Below are 20938 nucleotides of genomic sequence, written 5' to 3'. Positions count from 1 at the left end.
GAGCGCGGGCGGTTTTTCTGCGAGCTTGAGATCAACGCCGTGCGCTTGGCGTCGGTCGTGCTAGGTCGCGATCCGTCGATGACTCATATTTCCCCGGCTGCTCCCGCATGTTGATCCATCGCCTGCAACTCCTGGCGGGCGTCATCGCCTTGTCGACCGCCGTCATCTGGATCAAAGCGAGTGCCACCCACCCGGTCGCTCTGGCTGCGATCCGGCTCACTTTGGCCGCGTTGCTGCTCACGCCGCTCGAGCGACGGGAACGACGCCGTCACGCGGTGGCCCTGGCCGCCGCCGGACCGCCCCCGCGCACTTGGATTCCCGGAGCCGTGCTCGCCCTGCACTTCATCAGTTGGGCCTACGGTGCCCGTCTGGCGGTTGCCGCCCAGGCGTCGTTGATCGTCAATCTCGTCCCCGTGGCCATGCCGTTCTTTCTCTGGGCCATCGCCGACGAAAAAATCAACCGCCGCGAGGTCTTTGGCACCCTCATCGTCATCGCCGGCCTGGCTGTGCTTTCCTTCCGCGATGCGCTCGCGTCCGATGCCAGTGTGCTTGGCAACGTGGTCTGTTTCGGCTCCATGCTGCTGTTCGGCGTTTACCTCGCGCTCTCTCGTCGCAACCGCGGGGTGCCGTCACTCTGGCTCTACGTCGTGCCGGTTTACCGCCACGCCGCTATCGTGGCCGTGGTGGCCGCCCTGCCTTGGCTGGCCGACGGCGTGCCATGGACGTCACCCCGCGAATGGGGCATTCTGCTCGGCCTCACGATTCTGCCCACCATGGTCGGGCACTCCCTGCTCAACCGCGGCATGCGTCATTTCCGCGGCCAAGTGGTGAGCCTGACCAATTGCAGCCAGTTTATCTACGCTGGCACCATGGCCTTCTTTTTCTTCGGCGAAATCCCGTCCGCCACTTTCTTTTTCGCCGCCACCCTCGTCGCTATCGGCATTGTCATCGTCATCCGCGCCACGCCCAAGGCCACGTAACCGGCCCAGCCCCACGAACCGGGCCACGCCATTTTAGGATTTAGAAATTCCTCGCCCCGGCATCCGCTGGGGGATGTCGGAAATCTCCCTCGCTCCGCTCGTCGAACGCCTCATCGCCTGGAGTGCGATCAACTCCGGCTCCGGTCACCTCGCCGGCCTGGGTCGCATGGCCGACACCCTCGAAGCGGCGCTGCGCGAGCTCACGCCGCACGTCGAACGCCTCCCGCTCGACGACGCCGGTCGCGTCGCTCTGCGCGCCACCTGTCGCCCTGAGGCCCCCCGACGCGTCCTGTGCTCCGGTCACTACGACACGGTTTTCGCCGCCGATCATCCCTTTCAATCCGCCGCACTCAACGAGGACGGCTCCCGCCTCCACGGACCCGGCGTGGCCGACATGAAAGGCGGCATCGTGGTCATGCTCGCCGCCCTCGCTGCGTTTGAAAAAACTGCGGCCGCCGCCCACCTCGGCTGGACCATCCTGCTCACGCCCGACGAGGAAACCGGCTCGGTGGCATCCGCCGCCACCATCGCCGCCGCCGCGCCCGGCCATCTGCTGGGATTGGTGTTCGAGCCCGCCCGCGAGACCGGAGCCATGGTGCGATCGCGCGCCGCCACCGGTGAGTTCCACGCCACCATGCACGGCCGCGCCGCCCACGCCGGTCGCGATCCCGAAAACGGTCGCAATGCCATCGTCGCCCTCGCCGAAGTGATCGCCGTGATCAACCGCCTGCCCGATACGATCCCCGACCTGCTCGTCAACCTCGCCACGATTTCCGGCGGCGGCACCATTAACATCGTTCCCGACCGCGCCACCGTCGCGATCAACGCCCGCGCGTCGACCTCCGCCGCGATCGCCGGCTTTGACGAAGCCTGGCGAAACCTCGTCGCCGACTGGTCTGCCCGCGACGGCTACCGACTGGAATTCACCGGCCAGTTCAATCGTGACCCGCTGCAAGCCACGCCGGTCCGCGACGCCCACTTCGCGACCCTGCAAAGCTGCGCCGCGGATCTCGGCCTCGCTCCGCTCTCCTGGATGCACGTCACCGGCGGCTCCGACGCCAACCTGCTTCATGCCGCCGGCCTCCCCTGCCTCGACGGCCTCGGCCCCATCGGCGGCGGCCTGCATTCAACCAATGAATACATCGAAACCGCCAGCCTCACCGACCGCGCCCGTTTAGTCGCCTCGTTTCTGCATGCGATTGCGCTCGCGGGCAAAAACGGTTGAGCTCGTTCCTGTTCGGTCATTTTCGCCCCTCCTGTCCCGATGTCCCCCCTTCCCCGCCGCATCGCCGCGCTTGTCCTCAGCCTGTTGATCGTGGGCTCATGCCCCGCCTACGAACTGTTCACCGACGCCAGCGGACAATACGTGATCAAGTGGTATCAACCCACGGTCGAGCTGCAGATTAAACTCCCCACCGCCACCACGTTGATCGACGGTCGCAGCCAGCGATCCAGTGTCATGGCCGCAGCCGAGGAGTGGAACGCGGTGATGGCGACAACCCGGTTGGTATTCGACCCCGATGCACCTACCAGTGGCGACGCCGTAGGCGGCAACGGCATCAACGAGATCGTCATATCCCCCACCGTCGACGGCGACGAATTCCCCGCTTTGGCCCTGGCGGTCGCGGTAAGCTATACCGACGGCAACAAAATGACGGAGGGCGACGTCTATTTCCGCCAAGAAAATCCCTGGGATTCATACGATACCCCGTTCGATCCACGGTCGCCCGATATGCACCGTGTCGCCGTGCATGAACTCGGCCACGTTCTGGGGTTACTTCATTTCGAGGAGGCCGCCAGTAACACCCCGGCCATCATGCGGCCGCATGTGTATTACATCACGACCGTGCAACCCGATGATGTCCGGGGTGCCCAAGCGCTCTACGGCGCCCCGGGATTGGTGCCGCCCAATGACAACTTCGCGGCCGCCACACCGGTCGAGCTGACCCCCTACGACATCACGACATTTACGGGATCCAATATCACCGCGACTCACCAACCCGGGGAACCCTCCCCTGACGGTGTAGCCACAGGGCATTCCGTTTGGTGGTCGTGGACTTCAACCGCGGACCGTCGCATCAAAGCCCGCACCGCAGGGAGTAACTTTGATACCGTGTTGACCGCCTATACCGGTGACTCCGTCGAGGCGCTGACCCTTGTCGCCACCAACGACGACGAGGAAACGGTGGAGGATAATCCCACGCCGAATCGACTACGCACCAGCCGGATTGAGTTCAACGCCTTGGCGGGAGAAACCTATCACTTCGCCGTCGACGGCTGGGGCGATTCCGAACGTCTCCCGGCAGGCTCGACCGGTGCCATTACCTTTACGATTGAACACCGCCCCCCGTTCACGGCTCCAATCATTTCTCGACATTCGTCCGACGTCACCGTCTCCACGGGCGAGAACGCCTATTTCGAGGTCCACTTTTCCTCCGATCCCGTATCCGAAATCCAATGGCAGCACCGCACCGCCACCGCCCTCGAATGGCAGCCGTTGCCGCTGAGCGAATCTTACGAGACGACCGACCGCTACGATCGAGCCACCCTGTTGGTTCGCACCCGTTTCGCGATGAACGGGGATCAGTTTCGCTGCGTCTTGACCAATTCCGAAGGGACGGTGATTTCGGATACCTCAACCCTCTCGCTCGATCCCATTCCTTTGCCGGAAATCACCGTTCAACCGACGGGCGGCACGTTTACCGATCATGAAACTCTGCGACTAGGCGTTCAAACCAACCGCGATTTCTCGCTGACTTACCAATGGTTTCGCAACGGCATCGCCGTGCCCGACGCTACGTCGCGCGAGTTCTGGCTCGACGACCCGACTCAAGCCGATGCCGGCACCTACCACGTCGCGGTGACCAACGCGCAGGGCTCCGTGAATTCCGACACCGTCGACATCGCTTTCACCTCGCCACCCCTGCTCACCCTACTGAGCCCGACGCTGACGACGCTCGACCCGGCGGCGCCGATCCACTTCTCCGTCGCCGCCGTGAGCACGGGGTCCGCGTCCTACCAATGGTATCACAATCATCGTCCCCTCGCCGGCGCCACCGACCTCACCCTCACGCGAACCGCAGACCAAGCAAATCGCGCGGGCGTCTACTGGCTGCGAGCGACCGATTCCGCCGGCACGCGCGACAGCGACCCATTCTTCGTCCACCCCGTCGCCGCCGACGCAACCGCCGTGGTGACTTGGGGTAACGACACCTATATCTCCCAAATCCCGCCTGGGCTGAGTCAGGTCATCGCTGTCGCCACCGGAGGGGATGTTGCCGTAGCCCTGCTTCCCAACGGAGAAACCCGGGTGTGGGGCTATATTCTCGCGGCACGGCCGCTCGCGCCAACCGACTCACCCGTCGTCGACATATCCGTCAACAGATCCGGCATTCTCTCTTTGCTGGCCGACGGGAGTGTGCGGGGCACGAGCGGGTTCAGCCGAGTGCCGCGCGGCTTGAAGCAGATCGTGGAAATCTCCGCGGGACGAGCCCACGCCGTCGCTCTGGGCACCGATGGGCATATTACCCAATGGAACTCCAGCGATTCACCGTTGGCGACCGATCCGAATTTTGCCTCCGGGGAGTTCGTCTCCATTGCCGCCGGGAACTCCCATACCGTCGCACTCCGCGCGGACGGAACGGTCGTCAGTTCCGCCTACTACACCACCCAGGCCCGCTACGGCACCGCCCCGACCTCCGCGGATAACGTAGTGGCAATCGCAGCCGGACGGAATCATTCCCTCGCCTTGCGCGACGACGGCACCGTTCTGACGTGGAGCAGTCACAATGATTCCACTATCGATGTCCCCGCAGGACTCACCGACGTCGTTGCAATCGCCGCCGGTGACTTTCACTCCGTCGCACTCCACACCGACGGCCGTGTGACCACCTGGGGCAGCTTACAGTCCGAATCGCCGCCCGCCAATCTGCCACCGGCTTACGCGATAGCGGCCGGGCGTGACATCACCCTCGCCCTGGTCGCCACCGACCCCGCCCGAGCAACGCGAATAAAGAACCTATCCGTGCGCAGCCGCGCGGGTTCCGGCGAAAGCACCTTGGTGATGGGCTTCGTCATCGGCGGAGAAGCTCCTCTGTCCGTGCTCGCTCGAGGGATCGGCCCCACCTTGCGCGAATTCGGCATCGACAACGCGGTCCTCGACCCTCGCCTCACTATTTACGATCCCACTCAAGCCGACATCGGCAGCAACTCCCGGTGGTCCTTCGACGACTCTCGCCTCCCGCTTTACTTCGCTTCGCTCGGAGCCTTTCCGCTGCCTGACTACTCCTATGACGCGGCCCTGCTTTCCTCCCTCGCCCCCGGGGCCTATACGGCGCACCTCGTAGACGACCGCTCTGGCAGCCCCGGAATTGCTTTGATCGAGATCTACGACGCCGACGAGTCGAACGCTTCCCAGTTGCTCAACGTATCCGCCCGCACCGTGGTCGGCACGGGCGACAGTATCCTCGTGGCCGGATTCGTCATGACCGGCGACGAACCCAAAACCCTCCTCATCCGCGCAGTCGGGCCCACCTTGAATGACTTTGGCCTCGATCCGACCTCCACTCTGCCCAACCCCGTTCTCAAAGTGCTCAAGGACACCGAGGTCGTGGCCGAAAACGACGACTGGGCGTCCTCCTCCGAACTCAACCAAGCCGTCGAAACCCTCGGTGCGTTCCCCCTGCAAACCGGCGGCCGCGACGCCGCCCTGCTCATCCCCCTCGAACCCGGCTCCTATACCGTGCAGATCTCCGGAGCCGATGGTGGCACCGGCATCGCGCTGGTGGAAATATACGCCATCCCCTAAAGCCGCCCCTCGCTTCCCCGTCATGCTCCGATCCCTTTTGTTGATCATCACCATGCTCGCACTCGCGCTGCCCTGCGCCCAAGCGACCACGGTCGTTCCGCCCGACTTCGAATCCATGGTTCAGAACTCCGACTATGTGGTGCACGGCGTGGTGACTCAGGTCACCTGTCATCGCGAGGACCGCAACGGCTCCCCACGCATCATCACCCGGGTTCATTTCGACCCTATCGAAATCGTGGCCGGCGCGGCTCCCGACCGCATTGTGCTCGAACTGCTGGGCGGCACCATTGACGGCCAAACGCTGACCGTCAGCGGCCAACCTCAGTTTGCCGTGGGCGACGAGGAAATCCTCTTCGTCCATCGCAACGGCCGCAGTATCAGCCCCCTGTATGCGATGATGTTCGGCCGCTACGCCGTGCGCCCGGACCCGACCACCGGTGAAAAACGCGTGCAACGCGAAGACGGTTCAGGTCTGCCCAACGTCGAGGCCATCAGTGCTCCCCTGCGGTCGGCTCACGCCACGAAACCGACCGCTCCCGTCGCGGGCATGACCCCCGCCGCGTTCAAATCATTGATCCGCTCGGCGCGACAATCCACCACCCCACCAGCCGCCCGACCTTAGCAGCCCGTCGGAGTTCCGAGTTAGCCGAAACAGCCAACGTGAGACGGAGATGGCTCGTCTAATGGGCTCGCATAACTGAGAAGCGTTCATGATTCGCAGCTTATGAAAAATTTAGGGCGGTTTTTCCGTTCCAAGTGGAGGCCACGGAGGGAGGCTCGATTTAAAATATCGATAAAGAATTTTGAGCGGAACGACCCATTCAAAATCGAACTTATCCCGAGTGAACGGATGTGGAAGGAAAGCGGTTTCTCATTCGGGTGAACGACAGGTTATCCACGAGGGTTGAAACCGTGACGATCACCGCTGTCTTGCATCGATTGCGTCACGGGTTGGTTCGGCGCGGAAATGCCGGCCGGTGACCGGCTGCATGTGAGCCGCGCGAAGAAGTCAGAGTCGGCGTCTTGCTTGAAAAATAGCCCGACCGACCACCATGGGCGCACTTCTGACTTCAACCTTCCTCCTTCTTACTTAAACCTCCCCTGCCTATGTCTAACCCCCAAGGCCTTGGCACCCGCGCGCTTCATGCCGGGCAAGCCCCCGATCCCACCACCGGCTCCCGCGCCGTTCCGCTCTATCAAACGACGAGCTATGTGTTCCGCGACACCGAACACGCCGCCAATCTTTTTGCCCTGAAGGAGCTGGGCAACATCTACACCCGGATCATGAATCCGACGACCGATGTGTTCGAGCAACGCATGGCCGCCCTCGAGGGCGGCACCGGTGGTCTCGCCCACAGTTCCGGTCAGGCCGCCATCACCGATGCGATCCTCAACATCGCCAGCGCGGGCGATCACATCGTCTCGGTCACGCAACTCTACGGGGGAACGTATAATCTTTTCCACTACACGCTGCCCAAACTCGGTATCACGGTGTCCTTCGTCGATGGTAACGATCCCTCCTCCTTTAAGGCTGCGATCCAACCGAATACCAAGGCCATCTATGGCGAAAGCCTCGGCAACCCGGCGCTCAACTTGTTCCCCTACGATGAAGTCGCGCCGATCGCCCAGGAGGCCGGCATTCCGCTCATCATCGACAACACCGCGCTGTCCCCGATGTTGCACCGCCCCATCGAACATGGCGCCAACATCGTGGTGCACTCCGCCACCAAATACATCGGCGGGCACGGCACGTCCATCGGCGGCATCGTCGTCGATGCGGGCAACTTCGATTGGGGCTCCGGCAGATTCCCCGGCTTCACCGAACCCGATGATTCGTATCACGGCCTCGTGCACTGGGAGGCGTTCAAGGCGTTTCCGCCGGCCGGCGACGCCAACATCGCGTTCATCATGAAAATGCGGCTGCAACTCCTCCGCGATATCGGCGCGTGCATCTCGCCGTTCAATGCGTGGACCATGTTGCAGGGTCTCGAAACCCTTCACCTGCGCATGGCGCGCATTTCCGCCAATGCACAGATGGCGGCGGAGTTCCTCGCTCACGATGATCGCGTGGCGTGGGTGAACTATCCTGGTCTGGCCGACAGCCCCAACCACGCGGCCGCGCAAAAGTATCTCTCCGGTGGCTTCGGCGGCTTGCTCGGTTTTGGCCTCAAGAGCGGCTACGAAGGCGGACGCAAGTTCATCGAAGGACTCACGCTCTTCTCCCATCTCGCCAACATCGGTGACGCCAAGTCCCTCGCCATTCACCCGGCCAGCACCACGCACAGTCAGCTCAATCCCGACGAACAAACCACCTCGGGCGTGTCCCCCGACTACGTGCGTCTCTCCCTCGGTATTGAGGATTGGCCGGATCTCGAAGCCGATCTGCGCGCCGCGCTCAACGCGTCCGGTTAAACTCGCCGGCACCGCCCCTCCCCTCCTCAAGCCCTCCTCTCCCGGAGGGCTTTTTTGGGCGTCCCTCTCAGTATGCCAACCGCAGCCGCGAAAAACTGAAACCCAACTTGCGTCGATCATCACTCGCGAACGTGTCGCGCGGAGAGCGGGCATCGGGGAAGTGAAACCCGAGCACATGCGCCGGGCGTTGATTCCAAAGTTCGGCCGCAACCGGAATGCGAATCTCTCCGCGTTGCGCCACGACAAGTTCGGCCAGACACACGCCGTCCAACCATACGGAAACGCGCTGCTTGGGACGGGTCGCATACACGAACGGATCCGCCATCCACTCCAACACCGCATCGTGGGCCAACGGCTCCGAGGTAAACAACATGCCCGCGACGGTGCCGTCCGACCACACCCGGTCAGGTTCATCGTGACTAAAACCGGTCCACAGGAAAGGCCGCGCGTTGCCCCCCTCGCCGAAGTGCAGATCGAAGGACTCGAGGGCGAGATGTGGCGGCGATTCCCGGGCCACCCACAATCCATTCGGCAACGCCTGCGCTTCCGGTATCGGCGTCGCACTCAGACGCAACCAATCGCGCGGGCCCGCATAGCGCACATCGAGGCCGAAGCGGCGTCCGAACATGACTTCCCACCGCTCGGCGACCTCCACCGTGCCGCCCATCCGCACCAGCGCCAGGGCCACCTGCACCGCCTTGGGCCATTCGGCATGCTCGAATCGCAGTTGATGGCGTATCCCCGGATCGACTACGCGCGCCACATTCGCATTGAAATCAACTTCCGCACCCGACGTCTGCAAACGCCACTCCGGTCGCAGACCCAACACCCCCACCACGACCAAACTCGCGACGATCGCGGGAACCGGTCCGCGCCGTCTCCGCCCGGCGGGCAGCAGCCCGGTGAGTAGGGCCAGATAGGTCAGCAGCACGAGGCCGTAGACGAAAAACGAGTTAAACTGAAACGGCGTGCCCGCTTGGGTTCGCGCCCAATGCACCGCCAACCCCCAGCCCAACAAGATGAGTCCGCCCAGCCATCGCCACCCGACCTCCGCCGCGTCCCCGGGCGTCGCGCCACGCCATCCGCGCCAGATGCGCCGCCCCCACAAGACCGCCAACACGAGCACACTCACGACGCCGATGCCTATCGCCAGCCCCGCCTCCCGCCACAGCTCCGCATGGATCATGCCTTGTTCGCCAAACCAGTATTCCTGCCGGTGGGTGTAGGCGAAAAACGAAAAGGTATAGACCGCCGCCTGTGCCCAGGATTTGGGCAACTTCTCATGTTCGAGATAACGCCCGATCAAATCGACGTTGCGCGGATACTCCCCGAACCAATCGACGGCAAACGGCACCACGCTGACCAGCACCACGCCCACGGCGACCAGCACCGGGCCCTTCCCGTCATGCTCCCCCCGGCGTTGCCTGACCCCGCACCACCCCGCCATCGCCAGTAGAGCCAGCGGCCCCACAAACAGCGGCTGGGCGATATGTCCGTGCACGAGCAAACACCCGACCGCGACCATCAACGGCAACGCCCAGCGTGATCCCATCCCGGTCCCGGCCGCCAACACCACCATCATCATAAACGGCCCCAACAACACATGCGGTGGCCACAAACTCAGCCCCACAGCGGCACGCGCGTCGTGGTTGATCAAGGTCGCATGGATCACCGCGATCACCATCGCCGGCGCCAACGCTTCTCGGCGTCCTGTCAGCCTCACCACCCCGACCATCGTTCCGGTCCAACCCATCAACTGAAACACCAGTCCGACCAAGTTGTGCGCATTGCCCGGACTCGCGACCCAACCGAGACCATCCCGCAGCACGAGCTCTCCCGCCGCATACCCATACCACCACATCGGGCCGGGATGATGAAACCCCCAACGCGAATAGTTGCCGTAGATCTCCCGACCCGATTTGGCGTGTTCGATCTGCAACGCATTGGCCGCCGTGTCCCCGGACTCAGCCAAAGCTTGGGCGTAAAAATAATCCGGACTGCGCCCGACGAGCAACGCGGTCAGAGCCAAAGTCACGATCGCCATCCCCACGCCCAAACGAAACGCGGGACGGCGGCTCGACCACACCCGCACGACTTGGGACCACCATCCGGGAAAGGACAGATTCATGGCAAAGACCAGCAGCCAAATCGGGTCGCCCGGCCGGTGTCGATCCTGGAAAATGTAATCCCGTCGCAGCGGTCATCGCGTAGTAAACGAGCCCCGCATCCTCGGATCCCCGCCCTCCCTCTCCCTCAATCAGCTCCCGCCACGCCCCAACCCGTTTGTCACCTATTAGGTGACAAACGGGTTGGGGCGTGGTCCGGCGCGGAGGGCTCGATTCGGGGCGGGCGGCGATGAGTTAGCCGTCGCCATCGAGGGTCATGTCGTGCAGTTTTCCGCCATGTCGAATCATCCCGAGGAGCTGGCCGAGCTGCGTCGGCGCGTCGAGCAATTGGAACAACAGGTGCGCGCATTGACCGAGGCCACCGCTGATCCGCGCCGCGGCAGTCTTCCCCCGCGACCGACTCCACCCCCTCCTCCGCCATTGCCGTTGCCCAGCCTGGCGCAACCGGTGGAAGACCGCCCGCCTCGCGTCCCCGCTCCCGCCCAGCGTTCACGCGAACTCGACTCGACCGTCGTGGTGGCCGCGATCGGCGGATTCATCTTTCTACTGGGCGCGATCTATGCGCTGACCGTCTCGATCCAGCGGGGTTGGATTTCTCCGCCCGTGCGCGTGGCCTTGGGCATCATGGTGGGCAGCCTGCTCGCGGGCGGGGCCGTCCGACTGATCGCGCACGAGCGGCGGCGGCTCGGTCTGGCCTTGCTCACGGTGGGCTTGGGCACGGCGACCTTCGCCTGTTACTACGGTGGTCTGATGGCGCACGTGTTTGACCGTTCAATCGGGTTTGGTGGAGCGGTTTTGGCCACGGTCGCAGCCGGCGCGACCGCCGCGCGCTACCGGCTGAGCGGGGCCATGGTCGCCGCCAACGCGTTGGCTGTCGTGGCGCCGCTCGTGTTTCTCGAACCCCGCCTGCACGAGACGATGGTGCTGGCGTATTTCGTCGCGGTTTTGGCCGCGCAAGCCGCCGCCTATTATCTGACCGGAACCGGCGCGCAATGGCGGGTGGCCCGATGGGTGGGACTCGGCGTGCTGGCCGGGGTGGCCACCGCGCATGTTGAACACCTCAACCGTCCCCAAAGCGGGCTCGGGCTGGGCCTGCTGATCGTGAGCTACGTCGTTTCTCTCGTGATCACCTGGTTGCCCCGGCATCCCGAACGCCCGGCGCACGTGGTGACCTTGACGGCTTCGCTCAGTGTGATCTTCGCGCTCGGTCTGCACGTCATCGGCACCGGACTCGGATGGAGTTCTCTCGGGCATGCCGTGCCCCTCGCCCTCCTGGCGGCCCTGCTCGTCGGGTTGATCCCATGGGCCCGCCAACGTCTCTCCGACCATTCGGCCGACACGGGGCTCGCCGTCTGCGCCGCGGGGTTTTCCATTGCCGCGGTGTTGATGGTGCTCGACGACGCGGGATCGTCGCTCCTGTGGGGCGCGGTCGCTCTGGCGGCCGCGTTGGCCGCCCGTCACGGTCCCGCCAGTGAGCGCCAACCTCTGACCTCGGCGGCAGTGCTTTACCTGCTCCTCGCCACCCCGATCTGGATGGGAGATGTCACCCGCGCTCTCCCGGAAACGGCCTGGCCGTTTCTCAACACCACATGGTTGGGCGGGGTGATCGTGGCGGCCGCGTGGTGGCAACTGGGCGGCGCGAGCCAGGACCCCAGCGCCCGCCGAGTGGGATGGTTCATCGCTCAAGTGATCTTCGTGCACGGTCTGGCGATGGAATGGGTCGGTCGCCAATCGGCCCACCTCTGGCCGGACATGCCGATGGCAGCCTTGTTGGGCACACTCACCTACGCGCTGGCCGGCTTGGGCCAATGGTATGCCGGGGTGCGCACGAGCGATGCGAGCCGCGCCCGTCCGCTGCGCATCGCGGGCTACGTCTGGCTGGGCCTCGCGGTGGCCAAACTTTTCTTCATCGACCTCGACCGAGCCTCGACTGAAAGCCGGGCGATCGCCGCGTTGATCCTGGGCGGCCTGTTTATCGCCGCCGCCTTGTTGGTCGATCGCCTGCGACCGGAACGCACCAAAAAACCTTAACCCACGCGATCGCTGGAATCATGGCCGTCCGGCTCGTTCAGGTAGGGTCCGCACAGGGATTCAAATTCGTGCAGACTGAACGGTTTAGCCAGCACCGGCACGTCCGGCGGGAGGGCCACCTCGTCCTTGTCTCCCACATAGCCGGTCACAAAAACGAAGCGACGCTGCTGCTCGGCCCGCACCGCGGCGATGGCTTCGTAGAACTCCACTCCGTTCATTTTGGGCATGCGAACGTCGGAGATGACCAGATCGTAGGCGCGGGATCGCAGGGCCGCCAGCCCCTCCCGGCCATCGGCCGCCATTTCGATCTCACAACCAAACTGGGACCGTAACATTTCCCTCAATACACTGCGCAGGACGTCCTCGTCGTCCACCACCAGGACCCGGCAGCGGCGATCCCGCTCCGCGGGCGCGAACAGCAACGGAGCAGACATGCCGTCCATATGCAGCGCGCTGAGCGCCTCGGGTCCCCGCACCGGCAACGACACGACGAATCGAGCGCCGGCGTCGGGCTGACTGTGGACCACCACCTCCCCGCCGTGTTGGCGCACGATGCTGAAACAAATACTCAATCCCAGGCCCGTGCCCTGATCGGGTCCCTTGGTCGTGAAGAACGGATCAAAAATCCGCGACTGCAGATCCAGCGGCACACCCGCGCCGTTGTCCTCGACCGTCAACTCCGCCTGTCCGTTCAGGGCTTCCAGCGAAACCACAATGCGCGGATCATCGAGTCCCTCCACGGCGTGCCAGGCATTGAGTATCAGATTTATCAATACCTGTTTGAGTTGCCCGGGGTCGCCACTGACCCAGACCGGCTCCGCCGCCTGTCGCAGCTCGATGGAGCAGCGATCGCGGATCGTGACGTTGACCATGGGCAGGCTCTCATCGATCACGGTGCGCAAATCCACCAGGCCGGCATCGTCTGACGACGGTTTGGAAAACTGGAGCAGCTGGCGAATGATCTTGGCTGCCTCTTGCGCGCTGTTGCGGATGCTCTCGGTATGAAACACGAGATCGCTGTCGACCTTGCGGCGCAGGATTTCGGCAAAGGCCAGCACGGGCGTGAGCTTGTTGTTCAACTCGTGGGCGATGCCTCCCACCAGGGTGTCGAGCAGGCGCTGTTTTTCCTCGCGCATCACGGCTTGTTCGAGGGCGCGCTGCTCGGTGACGTCGTCGAAACTGGCGCAGATTTGACCCGTCTCATGGATCCAGCCGGTCGTCACTCGAAACACGCGGTGCTGTCGGCCCGGCACCTGCACCGTATACTCCCGGGTGGCGTCCACCCGCCCCACGCGGTCCGCGTGCGCCTTGAGCAACCGCAGAAAACTGTCCCGATCCATGCCGCCCATGCGATCGGCCAAGCCGACGCCGTCGCGATAGCGCTCGTCCAGCCCGATCAGCTCGCCAAACCTCGGATTGTAGAGCTCGACCTCCCCCTTGGGGCTCAGCAACGCCACGCCCAGCGCCTCGCTTTCGAACAGCCCCTGATACAGGCCCCGCGATTGCCGCAGCGCATGGTTGGTGCGAAACAGGGTGAGGTTCTGCTCTCGCAGCGTCTCATGCTGGTGAGCTAGCTGCCCCAATTGCTCGGCCACCAGGCGGGTCTGCAAGCGCGCCAGATTTTCGACATTGATCAAGCCCACCAGCGCGCCGGCTTCGTCGACCAACATGACGTCCTCATAAAAAGCGTCACCCTGACGCGAAAACGCCGCGTCGAGCAATTCGTGCAAGGGCGCGCTCTCCGCCACAATCAGACAGTGTGGCAACACGAACTGCCGGGCGGGACTGTTGCTGTAGAGGGAAAACCCAAACCGCGATCCCATCAGAAATCCGAGACGCTTGCGGCCCATCAACCCCACGACCTGTGTCCCTTGGCACACCGCCACGAAATCCACATCCAATTCCCGAAACCGGGAGTAGACGCGTTCCAGCTTTTCATCGGCCAACACCGTGTGGCGATGGTGCACGAACGATCGTAACGGAATTTTGGTGACGGGAAACGCCTTGCGGTCCGCCGTCGGCGCGGGCGGACGACGTTCCAGTGATGGGGAAGAGCTCATCGAGGACCTGATTCCCGAACAGCCCCCCAGCGCTGTCGACCCGCGCAAGTGACAACTGCGTTAACTCCGCACTACGCCACGGATTTTCAAGCTAAATACCGCGCCGATCCGCCACTCAACTGCAACATCCACGCGCCGCAGGTCCCGACCGCGCCTACGGGACGAAGTAAAACGGGTTCGGAAGCTTGAATACACGCTCCGCATGGCCGCCGGAAAGATCACTGTATTGATCCCCGATAGTGCCAATGATCGTCCAGCCCTCCGCCTCGATTTCCGCCCGCCGCGCGGACTTTCGGGCCGCCGCGGTATCGGCTTCGCCCTTGGTCCGCAGGATCAACTTGGCGTAGGTTCCCATGGCGGTGCTCTTGAGGTTTTTCATCGTCCCCGCCCGCTCCTCCGGATCTTTGCGTCCCGTGAGAAAAATGACATCGACCCCGCTGCGCAGCGCCGCGCGATACACCTCACGCACCGGGATCAAGGCCGGTGCCGCCGCCTCCTCCACCCACTCGACCCACCGCGCCGGATCATAACCGAAATCCTCCCGCAACATTTCCGGGTAGTTGGACAACACCGTTTCATCGACATCGAACACCATGACGAGCCGCTCGTCGGCCTGCTTCGCCGCCGCGCGTTTCTCGATCCAATCGATGGCCTGCGCCGCCACCTGCGACAGATCGTTCTGATAACCACCGTCGTCATAATACGCTTTAACGGCCGCCTTGGCGCGGCTGAGGTTAAGCGGCTCCTCGGCGCGCAACGCGACCGATACCAAAACCAGTCCGACCACCAAAGCACGGGCAAATGAACGACGCATGGCCGTAGCAAAGGGCCTGTCAGCTCAGGGTCAATCGTGAGACGATCTCGCCTGGGCAGTCGTAACCCGGCAGCGACATGACATCATCCTCTCGCACCATGAAACATCACGCCATTGATTCGGCCGACGAAGCGGACGGTCCCGCCATCCTCGCCATGTTGGTCGCCGCCGGGTTGCCCACGACAGACTTAACAGCCCAAAGCTGGCCCCACTTTCTCGTGGGGCGCGATGGAGCCGCCCTCCTCGGCGCGGTCGGGCTGGAGCCGCACGATCATCATCACGGGCTGCTGCGGTCCCTCGTCGTCGATCCCGACGTGCAGGGCGAGGGCCTCGGCCGTGCACTGCTGCACGCGATCGAAAAAGCGGCGCAGCATCGCGGGATGACGAACCTCTGGCTGCTGACCACCACGGCCGAGGACTTCTTCGTCCGGCACGGCTACGCGTCGGTAGCGCGGTCGGACGTCCCCCCGCCGATTCAAGCCACGGCGGAGTTCAGTTCTCTCTGTCCCTCCTCGGCCACGGTGATGCGCAAGGCGTTGGTCGCGCCCTGAAATTGCCGTGACCGGGCGATTTGAACATCGACACCGCGCCTCCATGCATATTCCTACGGAGGAATATTAAATGAAGCTGCTGCCGATCTACGAATGTCTGCGCGACCCCACTCGCCTGCGCCTTCTGCACCTGCTGCAAACGGCCGGTCCCTTGTGCGTGTGTCACCTCCAGCACGCGTTGAACGAACCGCAGGTAAAAATCTCCAAGCACCTCGCTTACCTGCGACGGCATGGTCTGGTGCAAGCGCGTCGTGACGGTCAGTGGATGCACTATCGATTGGTCACGCGTCCCTCCGTCGCCCTCGCCCGCAATCTGGATTGCCTGCGGGACTGCGCCGCCGGTGAGCCGATCTTCGCCCGCGACGTGAAGCGTCTGCAATCCGCCCAAGCCAGCTCCCGCTTGTGCGGTCCCGCCAGCTGACTCCTGGTCCTCTCGACCCTCCACTCATTATGTCCGAATCCGTTTCCCACCGCCTCTCGTTTCTGGATCGCTACCTCACGATCTGGATTTTCGCCGCCATGGCTTTGGGCGTGGCGCTCGGCTACTTCGTGATCACCGATCCAAAGGCCTTCTTCGCGCCCATGACCGTGGGCACCACCAACCTGCCGATCGCGGTCGGGCTCATCCTCATGATGTATCCGCCCTTGGCCAAGGTGCGCTATGCGGAGCTGCCCCGCGTTTTCAAGGACACGCGGGTGCTGGGTTTGTCGCTGGTGCAAAACCTCCTCGTCGGGCCCGTGCTCATGTGGGTGCTGGCGGTGACGTTGTTGCGCGACCAACCCGAGTATATGGTCGGCCTGATCCTCGTGGGCATCGCCCGCTGCATCGCGATGGTATTGGTGTGGAACGATCTCGCCGACGGCAGCCCCGAATACGCCGCCGGATTGGTCGCGCTCAATTCGATCATTCAGATCCTCACTTACAGTGCCTATGCGTGGTTGTTCATCACGGTGTTGCCACCGCTGGTGGGTCTCGAGGGCGTGGTCGTGCCGGTGGCGATGGGCGATATTTTCAAAAGCGTGATGCTCTACCTCGGGGTGCCCTTTGCCGCCGGCGCCTTGAGTCGCGTGGTGCTCGTCGGTTGGCGGGGAGCGGATTGGTATGAGAAGGTGTTCCTGCCCCGCATCTCGCCCCTCACACTGGCCGCCCTGCTCTTCACCATCGTGGTGATGTTCACGTTCAAAGGCGACGCGATCGTGCGGTTGCCGCTGGACGTCGCCCGGATAGCGCTGCCGCTGGTGATTTACTTCGCGGTCATGTTTCTAGTGAGCTTTGCCATGGCGAAACGTCTGGGGGCGGACTACCCGCGCTCCACCACCCTCGCCTTCACCTCGGCGGGCAACAACTTCGAGCTGGCGATCGCCGTCGCCATCGCGGTGTTTGGCATCGAGTCGGCCGTGGCTTTCGCGGCAGTGGTGGGACCACTGGTGGAGGTGCCCGCTCTCATCGGCCTGGTCCACGTGGCGAACTATCTCCGCCGACGCTGGTATGCCGACGCGCCCCAAACCTAACGCAGTATCCCATTTACCATGACATCCTCCGATTCCAAACCGCTGATCCTCATCCTCTGCACGGGCAACTCGTGCCGCAGTCACATGGCGGAAGGCATCCTGCGCGCCGCGGCCGGCGACCTGCTCGACGTCCACAGCGCCGGCTCCAAACCCGCGGGTTACGTGCACCCGCTCGGCATCCGGGCCATGGCGGAAATCGGCATCGATATCAGGGCGCACACCTCCAAGCACATGAACGATTTTCTGGACCGGGACGTGCACACCGTGATCACGGTCTGCGGCAACGCCGATCAGGCCTGCCCCATGTTTCCGGGGCAGATGGCGCGTCACCACTGGGGCTTCGACGATCCCGCCCACGCCCCCGGCGACGAAGCGGCGCAGTTGGAGGTGTTTCGGCGGGTGCGCGACGAGATCAAACGCGTCTTCGACGCCTACGGCGCCGGTTGGGCCGGAGCGGCGCGGGTCGACTCCGGTGGCTGATCGCAGCGGCGCGACGGACCCAGGATGCCGAACAGCTGGTCGGCGCTGTAGGGTTTGTGCACCGTGGCCACGCTGGTGCCCCACCGCGCCCTGACCCAGGCGCATTCCTCATCGCAACCACTGCAAACCGCGATTTGCGGCGTGGGGGTGACCCTCATCAAACGCGCAATCAACCCCCGCCCGTCCAGGCGCGGCATTTGCAAATCCGTCACGACCACGTCGATGCGGATATGGGCGGATTGGTATCCCTGCCACGCCGCCTCACCATCCGGAAAACTGAGGACGTTGAAGCCGCGCCGCTCCAACAGCTGCACCAGAATCCGTCGCATGTTCGGCTCGTCCTCCGCGACCAGAACGGTTCGGGCGGTCGCAGACCAGCGCACGGCGTCTTCGGGTTGGGCACAGCGATCCACATTCACCCCTGTTGAGACCGCCAATCCGGCTCAAAGAGTCGGCAAAGAAGTGTAAAACCAGGATCGGATCGCGACCCGCCCGGTTCGCATCCCGTCGTTCGACGTCAGGATCCGGATTGCGACAGCGTCAGCAGGATGCGCAGGTCTTCAAATTGGTAGGGCTTGGGAATCAAGCGCACCCGGTTGCCCCATCGCGCGCGGACGACATCGAGTTCCTCGATCAAGGCGCTCGTCGCCACGATCGGCAAATCCGGTGCCACCTCGTTGAGTTGTTCAATCAACCCCGCGCCATCAATGCCTCCCAACCTTAAGTCGGTGAACACCACATTGATGCGATCGCACATGGTCTCGATGAGACGCAGGGCTTCCTCCGCCGATTCCACGCCGATCACTTCACAGCCCATGGACTCCAAGCGCAACGCCGCGACGCCCAGCAGGTCGACGTCATCCTCCACCATCAGGATGACCGGGTGGAGGGATGAGGAAGATGGACGCATGGCTAAGGTTTCGATCATCGAATGGGAGACAAGTCCTCTTCCCTTCGGCACACCGGAAACGGACTTAAGGCGTGGTCCCAAAAAATTAGCCGCGCTGACCGATCCGCTTAACTGCCCTCTACTTCGCCGGCGCCGAGCACCTTGGTGACCTTGCGCACGGGGTATTTGGTCACCGTCACGCCTTTGGCCCCCCGCGCCCCCACGGACATTTCGGAGAGATCGAATTCGAAGTCTTTTACTCGCGCTTTACAACGTCCGCTCAACTGGATGCGCAGTTTGCCCGGCATGGCGGATTCGTTCTTTGTGGCGTCGAAATAAACGACCTTCGACCCCTCGCTCGCGACCAGCGGATAGAGTTTGTCGCGCGTGAGTCCGCCGAGGGTGAACCGTTTGCCGAAACACTTGCCGCTCTTCTTGTCCTGATAGAGCAACGTGAAGTATTCGGGCGGGCCGTTCTTGTCGAACAACGCCACATGCAGGATGTTGCGTCCCATGAAAATCTTGTCCGCCACCTTCGACATTTTGAGCGTGCCGTCGGCCATGATGCACATGACCTGGTCGATCGGGCGACAGTCGGTGACGAATTCGTGCTGACGCCAGTTGAGGCCGACGAAACCACCTTCGCGGTCGACGAACAGCCGCTGATTGGCCGGGATGACCTTCGTCACGCTGATCTGCTCAATCTCATCAAACGAGGTGCGCCGTTTGCGGCCTTTGCCGTATTTTTCCTGCAACGATTCGAACCACGCGATGGCGTAGTCGATGAGATTGGCGAGGTGGTGTTTGACGCCCTCGATATCCGTTTCGATCTGCTTGATTTTCTCGTCCGCCTTGAAGCGATTGTAAGCCGAAATGCGTTTGATGCGGATCTCGGTCAGCCGGGTGATATCGTCATCCGTCACTTCGCGTTGCAAACGATCGAGGAAGGGTTCGAGACCGGTGCGAATCTCGTGCAGCACGCTCTCCCACGTCTTGGATTGTTCGATACGACGGTAGATCCGCTCTTCGATGAAGATGCGTTCGAGCGAGTCCCAGTGCCACTGTTGCTCGAGTTCACCGAGTTTGATTTCCAACTCGAGTTTGAGCAGACCGACGGTCTCGTCGACCGAGCGTTTCAGAATCTCGGAAACCCCGAGAAACGCGGGGCGGTCACGACCGTCGACGGTCTCGATCACGCACGCCGAGGGTGAAAGGGAAACCTGGCAGTCGGTGAAAACGTAGAGTTGTTGCTTCACCTGTTTCGGGTCGGCGCCCTGCGGCAGATGCACGAGGATCTCCACCTTGTCGGCGGTGTTGTCGTCGACGTGCTTGATCTTGATCTTGCCCTTGGTGTTGGCCGAAAGGATCGAGTCGATGAGCGACGACGTCGTCGTGCCGTAAGCGAGTTCGGTGATGGCGAGCACGTATTTGCTCTGGGACTCGATGGTGGCGCGCACCTTGACGCGGCTGCCCCGTTTGCCGTCGTTGTAATCGCTGAAATCCGCCGTGCCTCCGGTCGGAAAATCCGGCCGAATCCGAAACGTCTTGCCCTGCAGGTAATTGATCGAGGCGCGGCACAGGTCGTTGAAATTGTGCGGCAGCAACCGCGTCGACAAACCGACGGCGATGCCCTCGGCACCTTCGAGTAGCACGAGAGGAAACTTGGCCGGCAGGGTGACGGGTTCCTTGGCGCGACCGTCGTAGCTCTGCTGCCAGACCGTCGTCTTGGGGTTGAACAACACGTCCCGGGCAAACGGCGTGAGGCGGGCCTCAATGTAACGGGCGGCGGCCGCACCATCGCCGGTGAGCGTGTTGCCAAAATTGCCCTGCGGCTCGATCAGATAACCGCGCTGGGCGATGCCCACGAGGGCGGCTTCGATGGAGGCATCGCCGTGCGGATGAAACGCCATGGTGGCGCCCACAATGTTCGCGACCTTATGGAAGCGACCGTCATCTTTTTCCCACAACGTGTGCAGGATGCGACGCTGGACGGGCTTCAAGCCGTCGTTGATGTGCGGCACCGCCCGGTCGAGAATGACGTAGCTCGCGTAGTCGAGAAACCAGTTCTTATACGCGCCGGCGAGCGGAGCTTCGACGACGGTCTCAGCGGACTCGGGCGGGTTCTCATCTCCGGCGGAAACCTCCGCGTCCGGGTTCGACGCGGCGGCGGCGGGCGCGGCCTCAGCGGCGTTTTTGGCGGGATCTAAAGGGAGCTCGGGTTGATCGTCCTCGGGCGGTTGGCGGTTCGGCATGCGGGGGTGGGAAGCGACGTAAAG

The 20938-nt window shown here is 63.2% G+C and carries 16 protein-coding genes; 10 read left to right on the top strand and 6 right to left on the bottom strand.

Features of this window, described 5'->3' with window-relative positions:
• The first annotated feature begins 107 nt into the window (after window positions 1–107).
• From PXH66_RS23000 to PXH66_RS22980, 5 genes are all read left to right on the top strand, one after another.
• A complete protein-coding gene (locus PXH66_RS23000; RefSeq protein WP_330928251.1) occupies window positions 108–980 on the top strand; it encodes a DMT family transporter in 873 nt (290 codons plus the stop codon).
• Between the two features lie 73 nt (window positions 981–1053).
• Entirely contained in the window at window positions 1054–2205 is a 1152-nt protein-coding gene (locus tag PXH66_RS22995; RefSeq protein WP_330928252.1) for a hydrolase, read from the top strand.
• A gap of 39 nt (window positions 2206–2244) precedes the next feature.
• Window positions 2245–5787 (top strand): matrixin family metalloprotease, encoded by a 3543-nt coding sequence (locus PXH66_RS22990; protein WP_330928253.1) that lies wholly within the window; start codon window positions 2245–2247, stop codon window positions 5785–5787.
• 22 nt (window positions 5788–5809) lie between these two features.
• On the top strand, window positions 5810–6409 hold the full coding sequence (locus tag PXH66_RS22985; protein WP_330928254.1) for a hypothetical protein: 600 nt from the start codon (window positions 5810–5812) through the stop codon (window positions 6407–6409).
• A gap of 485 nt (window positions 6410–6894) precedes the next feature.
• Window positions 6895–8199, top strand: a complete 1305-nt coding sequence (locus tag PXH66_RS22980; protein ID WP_330928255.1) for an O-acetylhomoserine aminocarboxypropyltransferase/cysteine synthase family protein — start codon at window positions 6895–6897, stop codon at window positions 8197–8199.
• 67 nt (window positions 8200–8266) lie between these two features.
• Here PXH66_RS22980 and PXH66_RS22975 read toward each other — a convergent pair whose 3' ends face one another.
• Window positions 8267–10327: a hypothetical protein gene (locus PXH66_RS22975; RefSeq protein WP_330928256.1), complete on the bottom strand. Its 2061-nt coding sequence runs from the start codon at window positions 10325–10327 to the stop codon at window positions 8267–8269.
• A 274-nt stretch (window positions 10328–10601) separates the two neighbouring features.
• Between PXH66_RS22975 and PXH66_RS22970 the strand changes: the two genes are divergently transcribed.
• A complete protein-coding gene (locus PXH66_RS22970; RefSeq protein WP_330928257.1) occupies window positions 10602–12356 on the top strand; it encodes a DUF2339 domain-containing protein in 1755 nt (584 codons plus the stop codon).
• Here the strand turns inward: PXH66_RS22970 and PXH66_RS22965 are convergent.
• Both PXH66_RS22965 and PXH66_RS22960 read right to left on the bottom strand, forming a co-directional pair.
• Window positions 12353–14416, bottom strand: a complete 2064-nt coding sequence (locus tag PXH66_RS22965) for an ATP-binding protein (RefSeq protein WP_330928258.1) — start codon at window positions 14414–14416, stop codon at window positions 12353–12355. The two genes, PXH66_RS22970 and PXH66_RS22965, sit on opposite strands and share 4 nt — an antisense overlap.
• A 154-nt stretch (window positions 14417–14570) precedes the next feature.
• A complete protein-coding gene (locus PXH66_RS22960) occupies window positions 14571–15230 on the bottom strand; it encodes an HAD family acid phosphatase (protein ID WP_330928259.1) in 660 nt (219 codons plus the stop codon).
• 98 nt (window positions 15231–15328) lie between these two features.
• Here PXH66_RS22960 and arsN2 point away from each other — a divergent pair, with 98 nt between their 5' ends.
• The 4 genes from arsN2 (at window position 15329) to PXH66_RS22940 (ending at window position 17773) form a co-directional block, all read left to right on the top strand.
• Window positions 15329–15781, top strand: a complete 453-nt coding sequence (gene arsN2 / locus PXH66_RS22955) for an arsenic resistance N-acetyltransferase ArsN2 (RefSeq protein ID WP_330932178.1) — start codon at window positions 15329–15331, stop codon at window positions 15779–15781.
• 70 nt (window positions 15782–15851) lie between these two features.
• The gene (locus PXH66_RS22950; RefSeq protein ID WP_330928261.1) at window positions 15852–16202 is read left to right on the top strand and encodes an ArsR/SmtB family transcription factor; all 351 of its coding nucleotides are present in this window, start codon (window positions 15852–15854) and stop codon (window positions 16200–16202) included.
• 29 nt (window positions 16203–16231) lie between these two features.
• Window positions 16232–17293 (top strand): ACR3 family arsenite efflux transporter, encoded by a 1062-nt coding sequence (gene arsB, locus PXH66_RS22945; protein WP_330928262.1) that lies wholly within the window; start codon window positions 16232–16234, stop codon window positions 17291–17293.
• 18 nt (window positions 17294–17311) lie between these two features.
• Window positions 17312–17773: an arsenate reductase ArsC gene (locus PXH66_RS22940; protein ID WP_330928263.1), complete on the top strand. Its 462-nt coding sequence runs from the start codon at window positions 17312–17314 to the stop codon at window positions 17771–17773.
• On the opposite strand, the gene PXH66_RS22935 is transcribed toward PXH66_RS22940, so the two are convergent.
• From PXH66_RS22935 to PXH66_RS22925, 3 genes are all read right to left on the bottom strand, one after another.
• Entirely contained in the window at window positions 17725–18186 is a 462-nt protein-coding gene (locus PXH66_RS22935) for a response regulator (RefSeq protein ID WP_330932177.1), read from the bottom strand. The two genes, PXH66_RS22940 and PXH66_RS22935, sit on opposite strands and share 49 nt — an antisense overlap.
• Window positions 18187–18290: 104 nt before the next feature.
• Window positions 18291–18683: a response regulator gene (locus tag PXH66_RS22930; RefSeq protein WP_330928265.1), complete on the bottom strand. Its 393-nt coding sequence runs from the start codon at window positions 18681–18683 to the stop codon at window positions 18291–18293.
• Between the two features lie 107 nt (window positions 18684–18790).
• Window positions 18791–20914, bottom strand: coding sequence for a DNA gyrase/topoisomerase IV subunit A (locus tag PXH66_RS22925; protein WP_330928266.1), 2124 nt, complete (start codon window positions 20912–20914; stop codon window positions 18791–18793).
• Window positions 20915–20938 lie beyond the last annotated feature (24 nt).

The organism is Synoicihabitans lomoniglobus (assembly GCF_029023725.1).
In the GTDB taxonomy this organism is placed as follows: Bacteria; Verrucomicrobiota; Verrucomicrobiia; order Opitutales; family Opitutaceae; genus Actomonas; species Actomonas lomonigloba.
This window is presented reverse-complemented; position numbering and strand designations above follow the sequence as displayed.